Source organism: Comamonas sp. MYb69 (genome assembly GCF_037479315.1).
Classification (GTDB): Bacteria; Pseudomonadota; Gammaproteobacteria; order Burkholderiales; family Burkholderiaceae_C; genus Comamonas.
The window spans coordinates 100,009-118,959 of record NZ_JBBGZG010000011.1; the positions used below are offsets into that span (position 1 = coordinate 100,009).

At 64.4% G+C, this 18,951-nt stretch carries 18 protein-coding genes; 14 read left to right on the forward strand and 4 right to left on the reverse strand.

Annotated features, from left to right (window positions below; genetic code table 11):
- The first annotated feature begins 97 nt into the window (after positions 1-97).
- The 7 genes from WH303_RS16015 (at position 98) to WH303_RS16045 (ending at position 7,292) form a co-directional block, all read left to right on the forward strand.
- Positions 98-1,252 (forward strand): 3-deoxy-7-phosphoheptulonate synthase, encoded by a 1,155-nt coding sequence (locus WH303_RS16015; RefSeq protein WP_027011094.1) that lies wholly within the window; start codon positions 98-100, stop codon positions 1,250-1,252.
- Positions 1,253-1,311: 59 nt separating this feature from the next.
- On the forward strand, positions 1,312-1,623 hold the full coding sequence (locus WH303_RS16020; protein WP_339519725.1) for a hypothetical protein: 312 nt from the start codon (positions 1,312-1,314) through the stop codon (positions 1,621-1,623).
- 193 nt (positions 1,624-1,816) lie between these two features.
- The gene (locus WH303_RS16025; protein WP_339519727.1) at positions 1,817-2,524 is read left to right on the forward strand and encodes a response regulator; all 708 of its coding nucleotides are present in this window, start codon (positions 1,817-1,819) and stop codon (positions 2,522-2,524) included.
- Positions 2,521-4,035 (forward strand): sensor histidine kinase, encoded by a 1,515-nt coding sequence (locus WH303_RS16030; RefSeq protein WP_339519728.1) that lies wholly within the window; start codon positions 2,521-2,523, stop codon positions 4,033-4,035. Before WH303_RS16025 ends, WH303_RS16030 begins: the two co-directional genes overlap by 4 nt.
- A 235-nt stretch (positions 4,036-4,270) precedes the next feature.
- Positions 4,271-5,191 carry a tripartite tricarboxylate transporter substrate binding protein gene (locus WH303_RS16035; protein ID WP_339519839.1) on the forward strand — a complete coding sequence of 307 codons (921 nt, stop codon included), beginning with the start codon at positions 4,271-4,273 and terminating at the stop codon, positions 5,189-5,191.
- A gap of 134 nt (positions 5,192-5,325) precedes the next feature.
- A complete protein-coding gene (locus WH303_RS16040; RefSeq protein ID WP_339519730.1) occupies positions 5,326-5,769 on the forward strand; it encodes a tripartite tricarboxylate transporter TctB family protein in 444 nt (147 codons plus the stop codon).
- The gene (locus tag WH303_RS16045; RefSeq protein ID WP_021027769.1) at positions 5,766-7,292 is read left to right on the forward strand and encodes a tripartite tricarboxylate transporter permease; all 1,527 of its coding nucleotides are present in this window, start codon (positions 5,766-5,768) and stop codon (positions 7,290-7,292) included. The genes WH303_RS16040 and WH303_RS16045 overlap by 4 nt, the downstream gene beginning before the upstream one ends.
- A gap of 84 nt (positions 7,293-7,376) precedes the next feature.
- On the opposite strand, the gene mpl is transcribed toward WH303_RS16045, so the two are convergent.
- Positions 7,377-8,780 carry a UDP-N-acetylmuramate:L-alanyl-gamma-D-glutamyl-meso-diaminopimelate ligase gene (gene mpl / locus WH303_RS16050; RefSeq protein ID WP_339519732.1) on the reverse strand — a complete coding sequence of 468 codons (1,404 nt, stop codon included), beginning with the start codon at positions 8,778-8,780 and terminating at the stop codon, positions 7,377-7,379.
- A gap of 103 nt (positions 8,781-8,883) precedes the next feature.
- Between mpl and WH303_RS16055 the strand changes: the two genes are divergently transcribed.
- The 7 genes from WH303_RS16055 to WH303_RS16085 all read left to right on the forward strand — a co-directional run bounded on the left by WH303_RS16055 (position 8,884) and on the right by WH303_RS16085 (position 15,477).
- The gene (locus WH303_RS16055; RefSeq protein WP_339519734.1) at positions 8,884-9,480 is read left to right on the forward strand and encodes a hypothetical protein; all 597 of its coding nucleotides are present in this window, start codon (positions 8,884-8,886) and stop codon (positions 9,478-9,480) included.
- A gap of 6 nt (positions 9,481-9,486) precedes the next feature.
- On the forward strand, positions 9,487-10,068 hold the full coding sequence (locus tag WH303_RS16060) for a TlpA disulfide reductase family protein (protein WP_339519735.1): 582 nt from the start codon (positions 9,487-9,489) through the stop codon (positions 10,066-10,068).
- A gap of 118 nt (positions 10,069-10,186) precedes the next feature.
- Complete coding sequence (accB, locus tag WH303_RS16065) at positions 10,187-10,639, forward strand: acetyl-CoA carboxylase biotin carboxyl carrier protein (protein WP_021026146.1); 453 nt, start codon at positions 10,187-10,189, stop codon at positions 10,637-10,639.
- A 10-nt stretch (positions 10,640-10,649) separates the two neighbouring features.
- Positions 10,650-12,005 carry an acetyl-CoA carboxylase biotin carboxylase subunit gene (gene accC / locus WH303_RS16070; protein WP_021026145.1) on the forward strand — a complete coding sequence of 452 codons (1,356 nt, stop codon included), beginning with the start codon at positions 10,650-10,652 and terminating at the stop codon, positions 12,003-12,005.
- A 75-nt stretch (positions 12,006-12,080) separates the two neighbouring features.
- Positions 12,081-13,001 carry a 50S ribosomal protein L11 methyltransferase gene (gene prmA / locus WH303_RS16075; RefSeq protein WP_021026144.1) on the forward strand — a complete coding sequence of 307 codons (921 nt, stop codon included), beginning with the start codon at positions 12,081-12,083 and terminating at the stop codon, positions 12,999-13,001.
- A 25-nt stretch (positions 13,002-13,026) separates the two neighbouring features.
- Entirely contained in the window at positions 13,027-14,547 is a 1,521-nt protein-coding gene (locus WH303_RS16080) for a zinc-ribbon and DUF3426 domain-containing protein (RefSeq protein ID WP_339519737.1), read from the forward strand.
- Between the two features lie 27 nt (positions 14,548-14,574).
- Entirely contained in the window at positions 14,575-15,477 is a 903-nt protein-coding gene (locus WH303_RS16085) for a carbohydrate kinase family protein (RefSeq protein ID WP_021026142.1), read from the forward strand.
- 36 nt (positions 15,478-15,513) lie between these two features.
- Here WH303_RS16085 and WH303_RS16090 read toward each other — a convergent pair whose 3' ends face one another.
- The 3 genes from WH303_RS16090 to WH303_RS16100 all read right to left on the reverse strand — a co-directional run bounded on the left by WH303_RS16090 (position 15,514) and on the right by WH303_RS16100 (position 18,947).
- Positions 15,514-15,999 (reverse strand): GNAT family N-acetyltransferase, encoded by a 486-nt coding sequence (locus tag WH303_RS16090; RefSeq protein ID WP_339519740.1) that lies wholly within the window; start codon positions 15,997-15,999, stop codon positions 15,514-15,516.
- Between the two features lie 118 nt (positions 16,000-16,117).
- A complete protein-coding gene (locus WH303_RS16095; protein ID WP_339519742.1) occupies positions 16,118-17,167 on the reverse strand; it encodes a bifunctional nicotinamide-nucleotide adenylyltransferase/Nudix hydroxylase in 1,050 nt (349 codons plus the stop codon).
- Positions 17,168-17,246: 79 nt separating this feature from the next.
- Positions 17,247-18,947 (reverse strand): NAD+ synthase, encoded by a 1,701-nt coding sequence (locus WH303_RS16100; protein WP_339519743.1) that lies wholly within the window; start codon positions 18,945-18,947, stop codon positions 17,247-17,249.
- Positions 18,948-18,951: the final 4 nt, after the last annotated feature.

Consider the following 18,951-nt stretch of genomic DNA (forward strand, 5'->3'; position numbering starts at 1 on the left):
AAAGCGCGCGAGCACCTAAACCTCCAGACAACCGCCGAAGCTGAAAAGCCCGGCGGTTTTTTGTTGCATAAACCACCCACACATTCAGGATCCTTAGATGACTCAGCAAGCCCAACCCACAAGCGATGCTTGGTATCGCGGTGTCGAGAAAACAAGCCAAACCGACGACCAACGTATCAAGGACATTACTGTGCTGCCGCCACCCGAGCATCTGATTCGCTTCTTCCCCATCAACGGCACGCCCGTTGAATCGCTGATCAGCAACACCCGCCAAAACATCCACAACATCATGTCCGGCGCGGATGACCGCCTGCTGGTCATCATCGGCCCTTGCTCGATCCATGATCCGCAAGCCGCGCTGGAATACGCCCGCCGCCTCAAGGCCGTGCGCAAGCAGTACGAAGGTACCTTGGAGATCGTCATGCGGGTCTACTTCGAAAAGCCCCGCACCACGGTGGGCTGGAAGGGCCTGATCAACGACCCCTACCTCGACGAGAGCTACCGCATCGACGAAGGCCTGCGCATTGCGCGCCAGCTGCTGATCGAGATCAACCGCCAGGGCGTGCCGGCCGGCAGCGAGTTCCTGGACATGATCTCGCCCCAGTACATTGGCGACCTGATCAGCTGGGGCGCGATTGGCGCGCGCACGACGGAGAGCCAGGTGCACCGCGAGCTGGCCTCGGGCATCTCGGCGCCGGTGGGTTTCAAGAACGGCACCGATGGCAACATCCGCATCGCCACTGACGCGATCCAATCGGCCAGCCGCCCGCACCATTTCCTGTCGGTGCACAAGAACGGCCAGGTCGCCATCGTGCACACCAAGGGCAATACCAACTGCCACGTGATCCTGCGCGGCGGCAAGACGCCCAACTACGATGCCGTCCATGTGGCCGCCGCATGCAAGGACCTGGAGGCCGCGCACCTGCCCGCCACCCTGATGGTGGACTGCAGCCATGCCAACAGCAGCAAGCAGCACGAGAAGCAAAAAGAGGTGGCGCGCGATATTGCCCAGCAGATCGAAGGCGGTTCGCGCAGTGTCTTTGGCGTGATGATCGAAAGCCACCTGCAAGCCGGCGCGCAGAAGTTCACCCCCGGCAAGAACGATCCGGACAGCCTGGAGTACGGCAAGAGCATCACCGATGCCTGCCTGGGCTGGGACGACTCGCTGGAGACCTTGGCCGAGCTGTCCGACGCGGTGCAGGCCCGCCGCGTGCGCGCAAATACCGAGGAGCGCGCCGCTGCAACGGTGTAAGCTGGCGGTTTTGGGGCGGCCGCTGCCCGCCCCGTTTGCACCACCAATAAGGGATTGTCATGCGCAATGAAGTACGGGTTCTGCTCGAGGATGGCCAAGAGTTTGTCCATGGCTTTGACAGTGCGGAGGCCATGTCCAACGAGGACGGGCGCCGCTGGCTGGACCAGGAATTTCTGCGTTTGGACTGCGAGCCGCTGCGCGCCAGCGGCAAGGTGCTGATCGTCGACAAGGTCGTCGTTGTCGCCAAGGCCGCTGGCGCCCCGCTGCTGGGCGATGCCCAATGGCTGGCGCAGTTTGCCCGTGCCAGCGTAGGCGCGGTGGGCCGGCCCACGGTGGTGGTGAACACCAAGGCGATGACGGCCTCGTTTTAAGCGTTCTCACTGCCCGCCTGACCTCAAAGCGCGAACCGCTGGGTTCGCACACCACGCCAAAAACCCGCTCGCCAATGAGTGGGTTTTTCTATTGTGGAGAATGCATCGTTAATCAGTCGCTATGGATGCCGGCTGAAGAGGGTGTTGCTCCAACCGTGGGTGCATCTGGCAGATATGTCGGGAGGGAGGGTGGATGCGAATCCTGTTGGTGGAGGATGAACAAGATCTGGCGCACTGGCTGGCCCGAACGTTGGCGCAGCAGTCGGGCATCGTCGTGGACTGGGTGGGCGATGGGCAGATGGCAGATCTGCGCCTGCAGCAGGAAGACTTTGATGCGGTGGTGCTGGACCTGGGTCTGCCTGGCATCGATGGCCGCACCGTGCTGGAGCGCATGCGCGAGCGCGATGACCGCACACCCGTCCTGGTGCTGACCGCGCGGGACTCCCTGGCTGAGCGCGTCGGCACGCTCAAAAATGGTGCCGACGACTTTCTGGCCAAACCCTTTTTGCTCGATGAGTTGGAGGCGCGCCTGCAGGCTCTGGTTCGCCGCAGCCGGGGGCGTGAGCACCCTCGGCTGTCCTGCGGGCCGCTGCAGTTTGATGTCGCTGCGCAGCGCTTTTCGATGGCGGGCGATGCCTTGCCGGTGACACCCCGAGAGCATGCGGTGTTGCTGGCGCTCATCCAGCGCAGCGGTGAGCCAGTGGGCAAGCAAAGTATCTTGGACCGGGTCTTCCTTGGAGACCGGGATGTGAACCTCCAGGTCATTGAGGTACTGGTGTTTCGCCTGCGCAAGAAGCTCTTGGGCCGTGGCGTGCAGATTGTCACCCTGCGCGGTTTGGGCTACTGCCTGGAAGAGACGCAAGGCCGTGGCGTGGCCGGCGCTGCATTGCAAGGCCCATGATCTGGCGCAGCGCCGATCGCGATCTGGATGGCCGCGCTGCTTGGCGCCACCGCTGGCGTGATCGCGCCCGCTCTTTGAAGGCTGCGCTATTGGTGTGGCTGGTGCCGGGTTTGCTGCTGGGCATGGGCGGCAGCTTGCTGTGGTCCACCTACAGCCTGCGCATCCAGGTTGACGAGGCCTATGACCGTGCGCTGGCGGGTGCGTTGCGCGCGATCCACTACAACATCTCCACAGCCAGCGGCGGCTTGAGTGTGGAGCAGCCGTATCTGCTGCTGGAATTCTTCGAGTTGACGGTCAACGGCCGGGTCTACTTCCGGGTCGCGACCGAGGACGGCCTGGTCGAAACGGGGAATCCGGGCCTTCCTTTGCCCGAGGGCGAGCTCGAACTCGGCGTGCCGCAGTTCTATGACGCGGTGTACCTGAATGAGCCCATCCGTGTGGCCGCCTGGGCTCGGCTGGCGGAGCCGCCCGTCGCGGGCAATCCGCACAGCCGCATCGTGGTGCAGGTGGCAGAGAATCTTCAGGAGCGTGCGCTGGTGGAGCGGCACATGGTCACGCGTGCCATCTTGCGCGATGTGCTGCTGGTCGGTATCAGTGTGGTGTTGCTGGTGGCGGGCGTGGTGCGCGCGCTCAGGCCATTGAAGCGCCTGCGCCAGCACCTGGATGCGCGCGCCTGGGATGACCTCTCGCCCATCGATGCGGCCAGCCTGCCTGCAGAAGTGCGGCCACTGGTGCAGTCGCTGAACCACTTGGTGGCGCGCTATGCCCACAGCGCCCAGGCCCAGCGGCAGTTTCTTGATGACGCCTCCCACCAACTGCGCACGCCGCTGGCCTTGCTGCGTACCCAGATCGGCTATGCATTGCGTGAACGGGACCCGGCCCAGATGCGGGCTGCACTGCATGCAATGCAAGACGGTCTGGGCCGGGCCGAGCGCCTGACCCAGCAGATGCTGGCGCTGGCCCGCGCCCGAGATGCCGGGGCCGCTGCCAGTATCCGATCGCAATTTGCCGAGGTCGATCTGCGGGCGCTGGCGGAGCAGGTGGTCACCACCTTGTGGCCGCTCGCGCGCGCCAAGCAGATTGACCTGGGGCTGGATCTGGTGGGGTTGGGCGACGACCCCCGAAGGTGGCAGGTGCAGGCCCTGGGCTGGCTGCTGCGCGAGGCGATCAGCAACCTGGTGGACAACGCCATCCGCTATACGCCTGCCGGTGGCCAGGTCACCGTGCAGCTGCAGGGCAGCGCGTCGTCCATCGCGCTGGTGGTGATCGACAGTGGCGGGGGCATGAGCGAGCACGACAGGGCACAGGCGGGCAGCCGGTTTCGGCGTGGTGCTGCGGGCAAGCGCCAGCAGGGCGCGGGCCTGGGCCTGGCCATTGTGCAGACCATTGCCCAGATGCATGGCGCCGAGTTCAAGCTGGTCAATGGCCGTGATGCGCAGGGGCAACCGGGTTTGCACGGCAGCTTCCGTATGCCGCATACCGCCGCTGACCTGGGAATAACCCTGAATTGAAAGGCTATTGAAAGCCGATAAATATTAGTCTTTGTCTACCTTGGTGGCGATCCTTCGCCCGACCAGGTTCCACGCTTGGCCAGCGCTGCCAGCCAGGTTCTGGCCAGCCGCCCCTTGGCCAAAGCGCCCATGCCCAAAAAAGGAGACAAAACCGATGTTTGCAAGCCGTTTATCAGGCCAGGCCTCAGGCCTTTTCATCAGCACGGTCATCGCAGCGAGCACCTGGGTGCCAGCGATGGCGCAAGCAGAGCCCCGCCGCCCGGAGTGCATTGCCCCGGCCCAGCCTGGCGGCGGGTTTGACCTGACCTGCCGCCTGGCCCAGACGGGCATGCGCGAGTCCAAGGCGCTCCAGAAACCCATGCGCATCGTCTACATGCCTGGCGGCATTGGTGCGGTGGCCTACAACAGCATCATCACTCAGCGCCCGGCAGATGGCAGCGCCATTGCTGCGTTCTCCAGTGGCTCGCTGCTCAATCTGGCCCAGGGTAAGTTTGGCAAGTACAGCGCCGATGATGTGCGCTGGCTGGCCACTGTGGGTGCGGATTACGGTGTGGCCGTGGTGCGGGCGGATTCGCCCCACCAGGATCTCAAGAGCCTGATGGCGGCGTTCAAGGAAGATCCGAGCCAGGTGGTGCTGGGCGCGGGCGGCTCCATTGGCAGCCAGGATTGGATGAAGGCAGCGCTGACCGCGCGCGCCGCCGGCGTGGACTACAAGAAAATGCGCTTTGTTGCCTTTGAGGGCGGTGGCGAGGCCGTCACGGCGCTGCGCGGCGGCCATGTCCAGGCCTTCATGGGGGATGCGGCCGAGGCGGTCACCATGCTCGAAGGCGGTGCGCCCATCCGCGTGCTGGCGGTCTTCCACTCCGAGCGCTTGCCGGGCAAGTTGGCCGACGTGCCGACCGCTGCCGAGCAGGGCTTCAACATCGAATGGCCGATCATCCGGGGTTTCTACGTGGGGCCCAAGGTATCGGATGCTGACTACCGCTGGTGGCAGCAGGCGTTTGACAAAGCCATGGCCACGCCCGAGTTCCGCAAGGCCCAGGCGCAACTGGGTCTCATGCCCTTCAACAAGACGGGGCCCGAGCTCGACCACTACATCAAGGCCCGTACCCGGCACTACACCGAGCTGGCCACGTCCTTTGACCTGGTCAAGTAAGAGCTGGTCAAGTAGGAGCTGGTCAAGTAAGGCCTGCCTGGGCCTGGCACCTGCCAGCCATGGCCCATGGGGCTTGAACAAGGCGGCCAGATACCCTGGTCCGCCGCACTCGCACATCTTGCGGAAAGATATCTATGGTTCTCAATGATCGCACCCTGGGCGTGGCGGCGCTGCTGCTATCGGCCTTTCTGGCGTGGTTTGGACACGGGCTGGAGGCAGCATTTGCCTACGAGCCCGTGGGCCCGCGCGCCTTTCCTATGTTGCTGGCCACGGTGATTGGCATGTGTGGCCTGCGCCTTGTTGTGAAAGGCGGCAACCCGGCAGCGCCCAACCCGCCCGGGGCCAACAGCCGCATTGCGCTGATGGTGGCGCTGGTGCTGGTGTATGCCGGGCTGTTCCAGTGGGCCGGCTTTGTGCTGGCCACGGCCGTGGTTGCCGCCTGCGTGGGCCGGCTCTTTGGTGGCAGCTGGCTGCAGTGCGGGGTCGGTGGCACCAGCCTGAGCGTGCTGTTTTATGTTCTTTTTGACCGTTTGCTGGACGTGGTGCTGCCACTGGGCTGGCTGGAGGGGCTGCTATGAGCGCGATGCTGGATAACCTCTCCCTGGGTTTTGGTGTTGCCTTCTCGGGCACCAACTTGCTCGTGGCACTGATTGGCTCGTTCTTTGGCACCATCGTCGGTGTGCTGCCGGGCCTGGGCCCGACGAACGGGGTCGCCATGCTGGTGCCGATCGCCTTTGCGATGGGCTTGCCGCCCGATACCGCCTTGATCTTGCTGGCCGCTGTCTATGTGGGTGCCGAATACGGAGGCCGGATCACCTCGATCCTGATCAATGTGCCCGGCGAGGCGGCTGCGGTCATGACCACGCTGGATGGCTACCCGCTGGCGCGCCAGGGGCTGGGGAGCGTGGCGCTGTCCCTGTCGGCCTGGTCCTCCTTTGTCGGCTCCCTCATCGCCATTGTCGGTATCGCCGCGTTTGCGCCCTTTCTGGCGCAGTGGGCCTTGGCATTTGGCCCGGCGGAATACTTTGTACTGATGGTGTTTGCCTTCTGTGCGCTCACCAGCTTGCTGGGGGAGCAACCCATCAAAGGGGTTCTGGCGGCCGCCATCGGGCTGTCGATTGCGACCATCGGCGTGGATGCGAACTCCGGCGTTTACCGCTATACCTTCGACATCCCGCACCTGGCCGATGGCCTGGATTTTGTCGTGGTTGTCATTGGCTTGTTTGCCGTCGCGGAAATGCTGCAAATGCTGGAGAACAAGCTCTCGGGCCAAAGCGTCGAAGTGCCACCCAGCCAACGCAAGCTCTTCAATCTGCGCGAGCTGCGCTTTACCTCCGGCAGCACCATCCGTGGCAGCCTGCTCGGGTTTGTGATGGGCGTGTTGCCAGGGGCGGGCGCCAGCGTGGCCTCGGCCGTGGCCTATGCCAACGAGAAGCGCTATATAGAGGACAAAGACCCGGATGCCAAATTTGGCCAGGGAGACATGCGTGGCTTGGCCGCGCCTGAGGCGGCGAACAACAGCGCCGCTACCGGCTCGTTCATCCCCATGCTCACCTTGGGCATCCCTGGCTCGGGGACGACGGCCGTGATGATGGGCGCGCTCACGCTCTACAACATCACCCCCGGCCCGGTGCTGTTTGAGCAGCAGCCCGCGCTGGTCTGGGGCTTGATCGCCTCGCTGCTGATTGCCAATGTGATGCTGCTGGTCATGAACATCCCGATGGTGCGGGTGTTTGCCTCGATGCTGTCCATCCCGGGCTGGCTGCTGGTGCCGGGCATTTTGGCGATCAGCTTTATCGGCGTCTATGCCATCAGTGCCACGACCTTTGACCTGATGGCGGTCGTCGCCATCGGCGTGATCGGCTACCTGCTGCGCAAGCTCCAGGTGCCCATGGCGCCGATGGTGCTGGGTGTTGTGCTGGGCACGATGATGGAGCAAAACCTGCGGCGTGCGCTGTCCATCACCAATGGCGATGTGTCCATCCTCTGGGCCAGCACGGTCTGCACCATCCTCTGGGTGCTGGCGGCTGCCGTGGTGCTGGGGCCCATGGGTTACCGTTGGTGGGTCAAGCGCAAGCAGGCAGAGCCAGCGGCTGCTTGATGGGCGCTAACTGCGCTATTAATAATAGAAAGGCGAGCACCTGGGGCTCGCCTTTTTCTTGGGGAGGGCCGTCGCGCAGACCGCTCAGTTGCGGGCGGTGAGCGCCTTGAGCAATTTGTCGTGGATGCCGCCAAAGCCGCCATTGCTCATGCAGACGATCACATCGCCGGCCTTGGCCGCCTGCAGCACCTGGGCGATCAGGCTGTCGATGTTACCTGCGGTCTGGGCGCGGGCACCCATGGGGGCCAGGGCCTGGGCAGCGTCCCAGTCCAGGCCGGCAGTGTGGCAAAAGGCCAGGTCGGCTGATTCCAGCGACCAGGGCAGCTGCGACTTCATCGTGCCCAGCTTCATCGTGTTGCTGCGCGGCTCGAACACCGCAAGAATGCGGGTTTGCGCGCCCACCTGCTGGCGCAGGCCATCCAAGGTGGTGCGGATGGCCGTGGGGTGGTGGGCAAAATCGTCGTAGACCTGGATGCCGGCAGCGGTGCCACGCAATTCCATGCGGCGCTTGACGTTCTGGAAGCGCGACAAGGCTTGGGCCGCCTCTGCGGGTGCCACGCCCACATGCTGGGCCGCAGCGATGGCAGCGAGCGCATTCATCTGGTTGTGCACGCCGCTCAGGCCCCATTGCACCCTGCCAGCGGGCGCATCTTTGAAGAGCACCTCAAAGTTCGACGGGTCGCCCTCGGCGCGCATATCGTCAATGGCAGCGCCAAAGCGCACCACTTCGCTCCAGCATCCTTGGTGCAGCACGCGGGTCAGGCTCTCTTCAACACCATTGGCCACCACGCGGCCGCTGGCGGGCACGGTGCGCACCAGGTGGTGGAACTGGCGCTCAATCGCTGCCAGGTCATCAAAGATGTCGGCATGGTCGAACTCCAGGTTGTTCAGCACGGCAGTGCGGGGGCGGTAGTGCACAAACTTGCTGCGCTTGTCGAAAAAGGCGGTGTCGTATTCGTCGGCCTCGATCACAAACACGGGGCGCTGGTCGCCACCGCCGGGCCGGGTGGGCGCACCCAGGCGGGCGGAGACGCCAAAATCGAGTGGCACGCCGCCGACCAGAAAGCCCGGCTGCAGGCCGGCGGCCTCCAGAATCCAGGTGAGCATCGAGGTCGTCGTGGTTTTGCCATGGGTGCCGGCCACGGCCAGCACATGGCGGCCCTGCAGCACATGCTCGGCCAGCCACTGGGGGCCGCTGGTGTAGGGGGCGCCGGTGTCGAGGATGGCCTCCATCAGCGGAAACTTGGGTGAGCCATCGTCCAGGCGCGCACGGCTGACGACGTTGCCGACCACGTACATATCGGGTTGCAGCGCGAGCTGGTCGGCGCCAAAGCCTTCGATCAGCTCGATGCCCAGCGCGCGCAGTTGGTCGCTCATCGGCGGGTAGACGCCGCTGTCGCAGCCCGTCACCTTGTGCCCAGCCTCGCGTGCCAGTGCGGCCACGCCACCCATAAAGGTGCCACAGATACCCAGAATATGAATGTGCATGGACGTCGATTCTACGGCGCGTCCGGATATAAGCCGCGCTCTGGGCGGCTGTAATTGCAAGCAAGTGCCGCAGGGGCCATGCAAATCCGACACAATGGAATGCATGAAGACTGATGCAAGCTGGGAAATCGCCAATACCGCCGCACGCATGGTGGTGGAGGAAGGCCTGGAGTGGGGGCCGGCCAAGAAGCGCGCTGTCAAGCAGCTGGGGCTGCCGGGCCGCACCGCTCTGCCCGACAACGAGGTGCTGGAAGCGGCGGTGCGCGAGTACCTTGAGCTGTTCTGCGCCGACACCCAGCCCGCTGAGTTGCGCGCCTTGCGCGAGATGGCCGTCGTGTGGATGGAGCGCATGGAGGCTTTCCGGCCCTATCTGGCAGGCGCCGTCTGGAATGGCACGGCCACGCGCCTGTCTGATATATACATTCAGTTGTTCTGCGATGACTCCAAATCGGCTGAGATTGCGCTGATTGACCATGGCGTGCGCTATGAGGTATCGTCAATCAACGGTTTCCACGGTGAGACGGTGGATGCCTTGTCGATCAGCAGCCTTTGCAAACCGCTCCATGAAAACATTGGTGTGCACTACCTGGTCTATGACCTGGATGACCTGCGCGGCGCCTTGAAGCCCGATGCCCAGGGCCGCACACCGCGCGGCTCGCTGGAGGCGGTGCGCCGCCTGCTGACCCCACCCACGGAGTGATGCCCCATGCCGACACCTGAACGCGCGCCTGTTGATGCAGCGCAAACCTTACCAGCGCAGGCCGCCGCCAGCCGCCGGCGCCTGCTGACCGGTGGCGTGGCGGCTGCCGCTTTGGCCGCCGGTGCAGGCTGGGCCTGGTGGCGCCACCGCTTGGCCGAGCCCAGTGGCCCGGCGATGGACGGGCTGTGGGGCCAGGCCTTTGCGGCGCCCGGTGGGCAGACCGAAGTGCGCATGCAGGCCTTCCAGGGCAAGCCTTTGCTGCTGAACTTTTGGGCCACCTGGTGCCCGCCTTGTGTTGAAGAGCTGCCGATGCTCAACCAGTTCTACGAAGCGCAGCGCGCCAAAGGCTGGCAGGTGGTGGGTTTGGCGGTGGACCAGGATGCGGCGGTGCAGCGTTTTTTGCAGCGCACGCCGCTGGCCTTCCCCGTGGGGATTGCCGGCATGGGCGGCACGCAGCTGACGCGTGACCTGGGCAATTCCGCAGGCGGCCTACCGTTCACAGTGGTATTTGGTAGGCAAGGTGACGTTCAACATCGTAAAATGGGGCAACTTCTTGCATCTGACTTGCAAAATTGGGCAAGTCTATAAGGTGTGCAAGCCGGGACGGCAGTAGTGCCGTTGATCAAAAATCAAAGATATTGAGTCAAATAGGGCGAAATTGGAGTAAATTTGCGCCCTGTTTGATTTTCTAGCCGTTGGAGCTCCCATGGATTTACGCAAGCTGAAAACCCTGATCGATCTCGTGTCCGAATCGAATGTCTCGGAGTTGGAAATCACCGAAGCAGAAGGCAAGGTTCGCATTGTGAAGGGCGGCGGCGCTGTGGTGCAGCAAGTGATGGCGGCGCCCGTGTTGCCCGCTGCGGCCCCTGCAGCAGCCCCCGCTGCTGCCGCTGCGCCGGCAGAAGCTGCTCCCGCTGCGGCGCAAGGCCATACGGTCAAGTCGCCGATGGTAGGCACGTTCTACCGCTCGTCCGCGCCCGGCGCCAAGGCCTTTGTCGAGGTCGGCAGCCAGGTCAAGGAAGGCGACACCGTGTGCATCATTGAAGCGATGAAGATCCTCAATGAGATCGAAGCCGACAAGTCCGGCACGATCAAGCAGATCCTGGGCGAGAACGGCCAGGCCGTGGAATTTGGTCAGCCTTTGTTCATCATTGAATAAGGCCTCGCCCATGTTCAAGAAAATTCTGGTTGCCAACCGCGGAGAGATCGCACTGCGTGTGCAGCGCGCTTGCCGCGAGCTGGGCATCAAGGCCGTGATGGTCTATTCCGAGGCCGACCGCGACGCCAAGTATGTGAAGCTGGCCGATGAGGCCGTCTGCATTGGCCCGGCTCCGTCGGCCCAAAGCTACCTGAACATGCCGGCCATCATCTCGGCGGCCGAAGTGACCGACGCCGAGGCCATCCACCCTGGCTACGGCTTTCTGTCCGAGAACGCCGACTTTGCCGAGCGCGTGGAAAAGAGCGGCTTCCAGTTCATTGGCCCGACGCCCGAGTCCATCCGCATCATGGGTGACAAGGTCTCGGCCAAGCAGGCGATGATCAAGGCTGGTGTGCCCTGCGTGCCTGGCTCCGATGGCGAACTGCCAGACGACCCCGCGCTGATCCGCCGCATTGCCAAGGCCATCGGTTACCCGGTGATCATCAAGGCCGCAGGTGGCGGCGGTGGCCGTGGCATGCGCGTGGTACATACCGAGGCTGCGCTGGTCAATGCCGTGCAGATGACCAAGGCCGAAGCCGGTGCTGCGTTCGGCAATCCTGCGGTGTACATGGAAAAGTACCTGCAGAACCCGCGCCACATCGAAATCCAGGTGATGGCCGACAAGTTCAAGAACGCCGTCTACCTGGGCGAGCGCGACTGCTCCATGCAGCGCCGCCACCAGAAGGTGATTGAAGAGGCGCCGGCCCCTGGCATTCCTCGCCGCCTGATCGAGAAGATCGGTGACCGCTGCGTGGCTGCCTGCAAGAAGATCGGCTACCGCGGCGCGGGCACGTTCGAGTTTCTGTACGAAAACGGCGAGTTCTACTTCATCGAGATGAACACCCGCGTGCAGGTCGAGCACCCGGTGACCGAATGGATCACCGGCGTGGATATCGTCGGCACCCAGATCATGGTGGCCGCTGGCGAGAAACTGCCGTTCACGCAGCGCCAGATCAACGCGCAGATGCGCGGTCATGCGATCGAATGCCGGATCAACGCCGAAGATGCCTACAAGTTCACGCCATCGCCTGGCCGGGTCACCACCTGGCACATGCCTGGCGGCCCGGGTGTGCGCGTCGATTCGCATGTGTACGCCAACTACTTTGTGCCACCGAACTACGACTCGATGATCGGCAAGCTGATCGTCTATGGCGACACTCGCGAGCAGGCCATTGCCCGCATGCGCACCGCGCTGCTGGAGACGGCGGTCGAAGGGATTTCGACCAATATCCCGCTGCATTCGGAGCTGATGGTGGATGCCAAGTTCAATGCCGGCGGCACCAATATCCACTATCTGGAAGAGTGGCTGGCTGCGCGCAAGCGCTGATGCGCCCCCTTTCATCGTGATAGATGCTGGCATTTCCAAGGGAATGCCAGCTTTTTGCATTAAGGAAACCCTGTCATGTACGAACTGTGCCTGATGTGCCCGGAAGACCGGGTCGAGAGCGTTAGCGAAGCGCTGGATGCGCTCGATGCGCTCAGCGTCTCGGTCGAAGATGCCGATGCCCAGACCGATGCCGAGCAGGCGCTGTTTGGCGAGCCCGGCATGCCGCCGCCCAAGGATGGCTGGCAGCGCAGCCGCATCGTGGCGCTGTTCCCGCAGCGCGCTGCGGCCGAAGAGGCGCAGAGCCTGCTGCAGCTGCAGGATTTCTTTGCAGGCTGCAGCCTGCTGGGCATCCGTGAAGTGGCCGAGCAGGACTGGGTGCGCCTGACCCAATCGCAGTTCGCCCCGGTGGACATCACGCCGGAATTCTGGATTGTGCCCACCTGGCATGAGCTACCAGCGGCCGCGACCCGCAGCATCCGGTTGGACCCGGGCCTGGCCTTTGGCACCGGCACCCACCCCACTACCCGCATGTGCCTGCGCTGGATTGCCCAGCGCGGCGCGCAAGGCCAGGACCTGGGCCGTGTGCTCGACTACGGCTGCGGCTCCGGCATTTTGGCCATTGGTGCCGCCAAGTTTGGTGCGGTGGATATTGATGCGGTGGACATTGACACCGCTGCCGTGGAATCGACCGAATACAACGCCCAGGCCAACCATGTGCAGCTGCGCGCCGGCTTGCCTGATGCCGCCCAGGGCGAGTACCAGACGGTGCTGGCCAATATCCTGGCCACCCCGCTGAAGGTGCTGGCCCCCTTGCTCTGCGCCCATGTGGCCCAGGGTGGCCACCTGGTGCTGGCCGGCATCCTGGAGCGCCAGACCGATGAGCTGAAAGCCGCCTACGCCCCTTATCTGCAGCTGGACGTGGCCGATACCGAAGACGGCTGGGTGCTGATGACAGCACGGCGCGCAGCAGATTCCGCCACCGGGACAGGCCGCTGAACTTCTGACCCTACAATCCACTGCGATGAGCCAGATAACGCGTTGCCCCCAGTGCCAGACCCGCTTCAAGGTGGTGGATGACCAATTGCGCATCTCCGATGGCTGGGTGCGCTGTGGCAAGTGCAAGGCGGTGTTTGATGCGCTGACGCACCTGGCGGCCGGCGCGCCGGCGGCAGTGCCCACAGGCGCGCAGGTGCCGGCTGTGGACCATGCCGCTGTCGCCGCGCAGGCCCCGGCGGTCGCGCCATCGCAGATGGTGTCGCCTGCCGCTCCTGCACGCAGTGCCGAGCCCGTGCAGGAGGGGGCTGCAGTGCTGCGGACCGAGAACTCGCTGCAGGTGGACCCCAACGCCCAGGTGCCCGAGCTGTCGGTGCTGGTGTTTCCGCGCCGCGCCAATGCGAGCGGGGATTCGGGCTATGTGGATTCGTCCTGGATGCAGGCCTATGAGGAAGAGGCCCAGGCGCAGACCCCTGTCGCGCCACCCGCAGGCCAGGACCGCAGCGGTCTGGAGAGCGAATGGCAGCCGATGGCGGACCAGCGCCCGGAATCGCTGCGCAGCAGCCGGGTGGACTTTTCGGCGACGGACGACCTGGCGGAGCTGCAAGCCCGCGAGGGCCGCTTGCTGGAGGCCATTGCCGAGCGCCAAAAGCCTGCGCAGGCGCCTGTGCCGCCCGTGCCGCCAGTTCCAGCGCAGCCCGCTGAGGTGGCTGAGGCCCCGGCGCTGGTGGTAGGCGAGGTGGTGGCACCCGCTGCCCCGGCCGCAAAAGACCTGCAGCTGCAGGCGCCTGCTTCACCTCCGCCGTATTTGAGGCAGAGCAGCGCCCATGATCTGTCCGACCCCGCCCCGGCGGTGCGGCAAGAGGATGAGCTGCTGCTGGCACCCGAGATGGCGGGCAGAACCCTGGATGCCGGCAAGCTGGAGCCCTCGCTGGCTGCAGCCACCAACTATGTGGCGCAGATGGATGAGGCCGTTGCAGCTGCTGATGCAGCGGCTGCCGACACCGCTGCTGCTGCCGGCATGGGTGCCGCCGCCGAGCCCGGTTTTGTGCGCGCCGCCAAGCGCAAGGCCTTCTGGCGCAAGCCCTGGGTGGTCGTGCTGTCGCTGTTGCTCAGCTTGCTGCTGTTGGCGGCCTTGCTGCTGCAGATCGCGCTGACCCAGCGTGACCGCCTGGCCCTGGCCCAACCCCAATGGCGCCCGGCGTTGCAAGCGGCTTGCCGCCTGGCGGGTTGCGAGATTGCGCCGCCCCGGCAGCTGCAGGCTGTCTCCATCGACAGCACCAGCTTCAATGCCGTGGGGCCGCGCCAGTTCCGGCTGCGCGTGGTCTTGCGCAATGGCGTTGACTACCCGGTCGCAGTGCCGTCGCTGGAGCTGAGCCTCAATGACGCGGCAGAAAAGCTGGTGCTGCGCCGCGTGCTGAGCCCGCAGGAGCTGCAGGCACCTGCTGCGCTGGAGGCGCATGGTGAGTGGACGGCCGAGATGGTCATCCAGGTGGCAGAGGCGGCAGGTGATGTCGTGGGCTACCGTGTACTGGCGTTTTACCCTTGAATTTTTGATAACAGAAAGAATAGCTTCATGGCTTCGCTGATCTGCGGCTCGCTCGCATTTGACAACATCATGACCTTTTCGGGCCGCTTTGCCGACCAGATCATGCCCGATCAGATCCATATCCTGAACGTGTCCTTTCTGGTGCCGACCTTGCGCCGCGATTTTGGCGGCTGCGCCGGCAATATTGCCTATGCGCTGCACCTGCTGGGCGGCCAGGCGCTGCCAATGGCGGTGGTGGGCCATGATGGTGACGGCTATGTCGCGCATTTCAAGCAGCTGGGTATCGATACGCGCTTTATCAAAAAGCTCGACGACCACTACACGGCCCAGTGCATGATCACCACCGACATGGACAACAACCAGATCACCGCCTTCCACCCTGGCGCGATGATGCAGGCCCATGAAAACACCATCACCAAGGACTGTGGCGCAGCCATTGGCATCGTGGCGCCCGATGGGCGTGACGCCATGCTGCAGCACGCCGAGCAGCTGCATGCGGCCGGTATTCCCTTTGTGTTTGACCCCGGCCAGGGCTTGCCGATGTTCGATGGCAATGACCTGCGCCACTTCATCAGCCTGGCGACCTGGGTGACCGTGAACGACTATGAAGGCAAGATGCTGAGCGAGCGCACGGGTTTGTCGTTTGCCGAGATCTCCACCCAGGTGCAGGGCCTGATGGTGACCCTGGGTGCCGAGGGCTGTGAGCTCTGGGAAAACGGTGAGCGCACCCATGTGCCTGGCATCCAGGCCACGGCCGTGGTCGACCCGACCGGCTGCGGCGATGCCTGGCGCGGTGGTTTGCTCTGGGGCCTGGAGCAGGGCCGCCCGCTGCGCAGCTGTGTGGAACTGGGCAACCGCATGGGCGCCTTGAAGATCGCCGCACGCGGCCCGCAGAACTACCAGCTGGATTTTGACCCCGCAGCGGTCTGAGGCGGTGGCTTGGCCCCCCCGGGCTGAGCCTTGTCCTCAACCCTTGGCAAAGGCCTCCAGCGCCTCGCCGGTCATCCGGTAGCGAATCCATTCGCTCTGCGGCTTGGCGCCCAGGCTGTCATAGAACTCGATCGATGGCGTGTTCCAGTCCAGCACGCTCCACTCGAAGCGCCCGCAGTCCTTGTCCACGGCAATACGCGCCAGATGGCGCAGCAGGGCCTTGCCGGCGCCGCTGCCGCGGTGGCGGGGGTCCACGTACAAGTCTTCCAGGTAGAGGCCATTGCGCCCCTGCCAGGTGGAGTAGTTGAAAAAATACACCGCAAAGCCAATGGCCTGGCCATCTTGCTCGCAGATCAGGCCATGCGCCGTGGCGCCCGCGCTGAACATGGTCTTGTGCACATGGGCGGCTGTAGAGAGCACCTCGTGCTCGGCATTTTCATAGACCGCCAGATCGCGCACAAAGCGCAGGATGGTGTCGGTGTCGTCAATGGTGGCGGGGCGGATGTGAAGCGCTGTCGTCATGGATCAATGGCCAGGGAGTGAGCCTGGTGAGTCTGTGGATGCAGGCCGCGCAGCGGGCGGCCTACAAGGTTGGCTGTTGTGGAGGAAGGCTGCGCCAGTGTTGCGTTGACGCTGCCCATCAATGCGAGGCTGCCACCAGTTTTTGCAGAATCTGGAAATGGTCCTCAAAAAACTCGGCCTCGCGGGCGCGTATCGCGTCGATGCTGAGCCAGAAGGCCTCGGCCGCGTCATCGTCGGCGCGCACGGCGGGCTTGGGGCTGCGCTGCAGGTCGAAATAATGCACATGGGTGATGGTGCGGCCACGCTGGCTGCGGTCAGGGTGGTCGAACACGGTCACCGATTGCAGGCTGGCCTGCAGTTGGGTTTCGTCCAGCGCGCAATGCGTCTCTTCCTGCAGCTCACGCAGGCAGGATTGCCAAAGGCTGTCGCGCGGCTCGACAAAGCCGCCGGGTAAGGCCAGCAGGCCTTGGCCGGGCGCATGGCCACGGCGAATCAGCAGCACCTCGTTGCCGCAGCGCAGCAGCGCATCGACGGTGACAAAGACCGGCGGGTAGGGCGCTGCCGACCAGGAGGCCTGGTAGCGGCGCAGCATCTGCCATTCGGTTTGCAGCGCGGCGTATTCTGGGGTAGTGCGGAACTGCTGCAGAAACTGCAGCGAGCTGGCGGGCAGCATGTCGGCCAAGGGGGCGAGACTTGCTGCAGAGCCGTCGCCTTGCGTGCCAAAGTAGGCGTCGCGGATGGGGGTGGCGTCGATGCTGTTCTGGCGCGGCAGGCTGACCAGCTCCCAACCGGGGAAGTGGGCCAGGTAGCTGCTGCTCTCGTCCTTGAAGTGGCCCACCAGGCCAATGCGCGCACCCGGTGTGCTGTGGCTGGTGACGGCCTCGCGCACGGCAGTCACCCAGCGCGGCTCGTCATAGTAATCGCGGATGGGCACAAACACCAGGCGCGCTGCATCGGTGGGGCAGAGCGCTGCAGCAAACATCTGCGCACGCTCTTGCCAGGTGAATGGGTTCTTGGGGCTGCGGGCCTGCAGCGCAGATCCCAATACCACCACCACCTTGCTGGCGCGGGCAAGCGCCTGCTGCAAGAGGGCCAGGTGGCCCAGGTGTGGCGGCTGGAAGCGGCCAATCAATACGGCCAGGTCATAGTGCTCGGTAGCTGCGATCATGTCTCGTTGTCTTGGTGCCTGCTGGGGTGCTGGCTTGGGATTATGCGCTGTGGATGTGCCGGGGCGCCGCGCTGTGTCTTCATGGGTAGTAGGCCGCAATCGGCATTTGCCGGCCGGTGCCAAAAGCGCGCGGGCGCAGCCGCAGGATGGGAGGCGCCTGGCGGCGCTTGTACTCACTGCGGTGGACCATGCACTGCACCTTGGTGAGGGTCTGGCGTCCTGCCTCGGTCTGTACAAAGCGATCGACAAAGAGGCGCGCGGCGTCGTACTCCAGGCTCGACAGGCGCTGGCCTTCGATGAGGATTTTGAGGATCTCATCGAGCACCGCATAGGGTGGCAGGCTGTCCTCGTCCTTCTGGTCGGGGGCCAGCTCGGCCGATGGCGGCTTGTCTATGATGGCCTCGGGGATGATCTCGCGCCCGGCGCTGGCGTTGATATGGCGCGAGAGCGCGAACACCTCCGTCTTGTACAGGTCGCCGATCAGGCCCAGGCCGCCGTTGGTGTCACCATACAAGGTGCAGTAGCCCACCGAGATCTCGGACTTGTTGCCCGTGGTCAGCAGCAGGTGGCCAAAAGCATTGCTGTACTCCATCAGGATGGTGCCGCGGATGCGGGCCTGGACGTTCTCCAGCGGCAGGCCTTGCAAGGGCGCGCCAAAGCTGGCCTCAAACTGCTGGGCATAGCCCTGTACTAGGTCGGCAATCGGGTGCGTGTGCAGCGCAATGCCCAGGTTGCGGCACAGCGCCACCGAATCGTCCACCGAGCCGCTCGATGAATAGTGCGAGGGCATGGTGATGCCGACCACGTTCTCGGGGCCGAGCGCCTCGGCCGCCAAGGCCAGGGTCAGTGCCGAATCGATGCCGCCGGAGCTGCCGACCACCACCTGGCGAAAGCCGCAGCGGCGCGCATAGTCGCGCAGGCCCAAAATGGTCTGCTGGCGGTAGAACTCCATCGTCGGCAGGCCTTCAGCCGGAGGGGTGGCGGGCTGTGTGCCATCGGGCAGGCAGAAGTCGCCACTGTCAAAGCCCAGCGTGCAGACGGATTGCACAAAGCGCGGCGCCTCCCAAACAATGCCGCGCTCGGGCTGCACCGCAAACGATGCGCCGTCGAACACGATCTGGTCCTGGCCCCCGATCTGGTTGACATACAGAATCGGCAGGCCATGGCGGCGCGCGGCATGGCTGAAGATCTGGTGGCGCTCCTCGCGCTTGCCCAGGTGGCTGGGGCTGGCATTGATGCTGACGACCACATCGGGCGCGGCATCGGCCATGCGTTCGAAGGGATTGGTGGCGTAGTCGGCGCCGCTGTCGTTCCAGCCGTCCTCGCAGATCAGAAAGCCGACCTGCATCTGGCCGATACGCAGCACCTTGGCCACGTCGCGGCCGGGCTCAAAGTGGCGGCGCTCGTCAAAGATGTTGTAGGTGGGCAGCAGCTGCTTGTCGTACTGCAGACGGATGGCGCCGTTGTGCAGCACCAAGAGGCTGTTGTGCAGGTGCTTGCCGGGGCCGGCGGCGCGGGTGGGCGCGCCCAGCACCCAGTGCAGATCGGGCAGCTGCTGGCTCTCTTGCAACAGGCGCGCAATGCCGGCATCGACGCGTGCCAGAAAATCGGGCTCGTCGAGCAGGTCGCCGGGGTAGTAGGCGGTCAGCGACAGCTCGGCAAACACGACCAATTGCGCGCCGTCGGCCTGCGCCTGGCGGGCGGCGGCCAGCATCTGGTCGATGTTGCCATCCATGTCGCCCACGGTGGGGTTGAGCTGGGCCAGGGTGATCTTGAGCATCGCG

Coding starts and splice junctions, on each gene's coding strand:
- WH303_RS16045 (WP_021027769.1), top strand. CDS start 5,766: ATGAGCGCGATGCTGGATAACCTCTCCCTGGGTTTTGGTGTTGCCTTC.
- WH303_RS16015 (WP_027011094.1), top strand. CDS start 98: ATGACTCAGCAAGCCCAACCCACAAGCGATGCTTGGTATCGCGGTGTC.
- WH303_RS16035 (WP_339519839.1), top strand. CDS start 4,271: ATGGCGCAAGCAGAGCCCCGCCGCCCGGAGTGCATTGCCCCGGCCCAG.
- WH303_RS16095 (WP_339519742.1), bottom strand. CDS start 17,167: ATGATCGCAGCTACCGAGCACTATGACCTGGCCGTATTGATTGGCCGC.
- prmA (WP_021026144.1), top strand. CDS start 12,081: ATGTACGAACTGTGCCTGATGTGCCCGGAAGACCGGGTCGAGAGCGTT.
- WH303_RS16025 (WP_339519727.1), top strand. CDS start 1,817: ATGCGAATCCTGTTGGTGGAGGATGAACAAGATCTGGCGCACTGGCTG.
- mpl (WP_339519732.1), bottom strand. CDS start 8,780: ATGCACATTCATATTCTGGGTATCTGTGGCACCTTTATGGGTGGCGTG.
- WH303_RS16080 (WP_339519737.1), top strand. CDS start 13,027: ATGAGCCAGATAACGCGTTGCCCCCAGTGCCAGACCCGCTTCAAGGTG.
- WH303_RS16040 (WP_339519730.1), top strand. CDS start 5,326: ATGGTTCTCAATGATCGCACCCTGGGCGTGGCGGCGCTGCTGCTATCG.
- WH303_RS16100 (WP_339519743.1), bottom strand. CDS start 18,947: ATGCTCAAGATCACCCTGGCCCAGCTCAACCCCACCGTGGGCGACATG.
- WH303_RS16060 (WP_339519735.1), top strand. CDS start 9,487: ATGCCGACACCTGAACGCGCGCCTGTTGATGCAGCGCAAACCTTACCA.
- WH303_RS16085 (WP_021026142.1), top strand. CDS start 14,575: ATGGCTTCGCTGATCTGCGGCTCGCTCGCATTTGACAACATCATGACC.
- accB (WP_021026146.1), top strand. CDS start 10,187: ATGGATTTACGCAAGCTGAAAACCCTGATCGATCTCGTGTCCGAATCG.
- accC (WP_021026145.1), top strand. CDS start 10,650: ATGTTCAAGAAAATTCTGGTTGCCAACCGCGGAGAGATCGCACTGCGT.
- WH303_RS16030 (WP_339519728.1), top strand. CDS start 2,521: ATGATCTGGCGCAGCGCCGATCGCGATCTGGATGGCCGCGCTGCTTGG.
- WH303_RS16090 (WP_339519740.1), bottom strand. CDS start 15,999: ATGACGACAGCGCTTCACATCCGCCCCGCCACCATTGACGACACCGAC.
- WH303_RS16055 (WP_339519734.1), top strand. CDS start 8,884: ATGAAGACTGATGCAAGCTGGGAAATCGCCAATACCGCCGCACGCATG.
- WH303_RS16020 (WP_339519725.1), top strand. CDS start 1,312: ATGCGCAATGAAGTACGGGTTCTGCTCGAGGATGGCCAAGAGTTTGTC.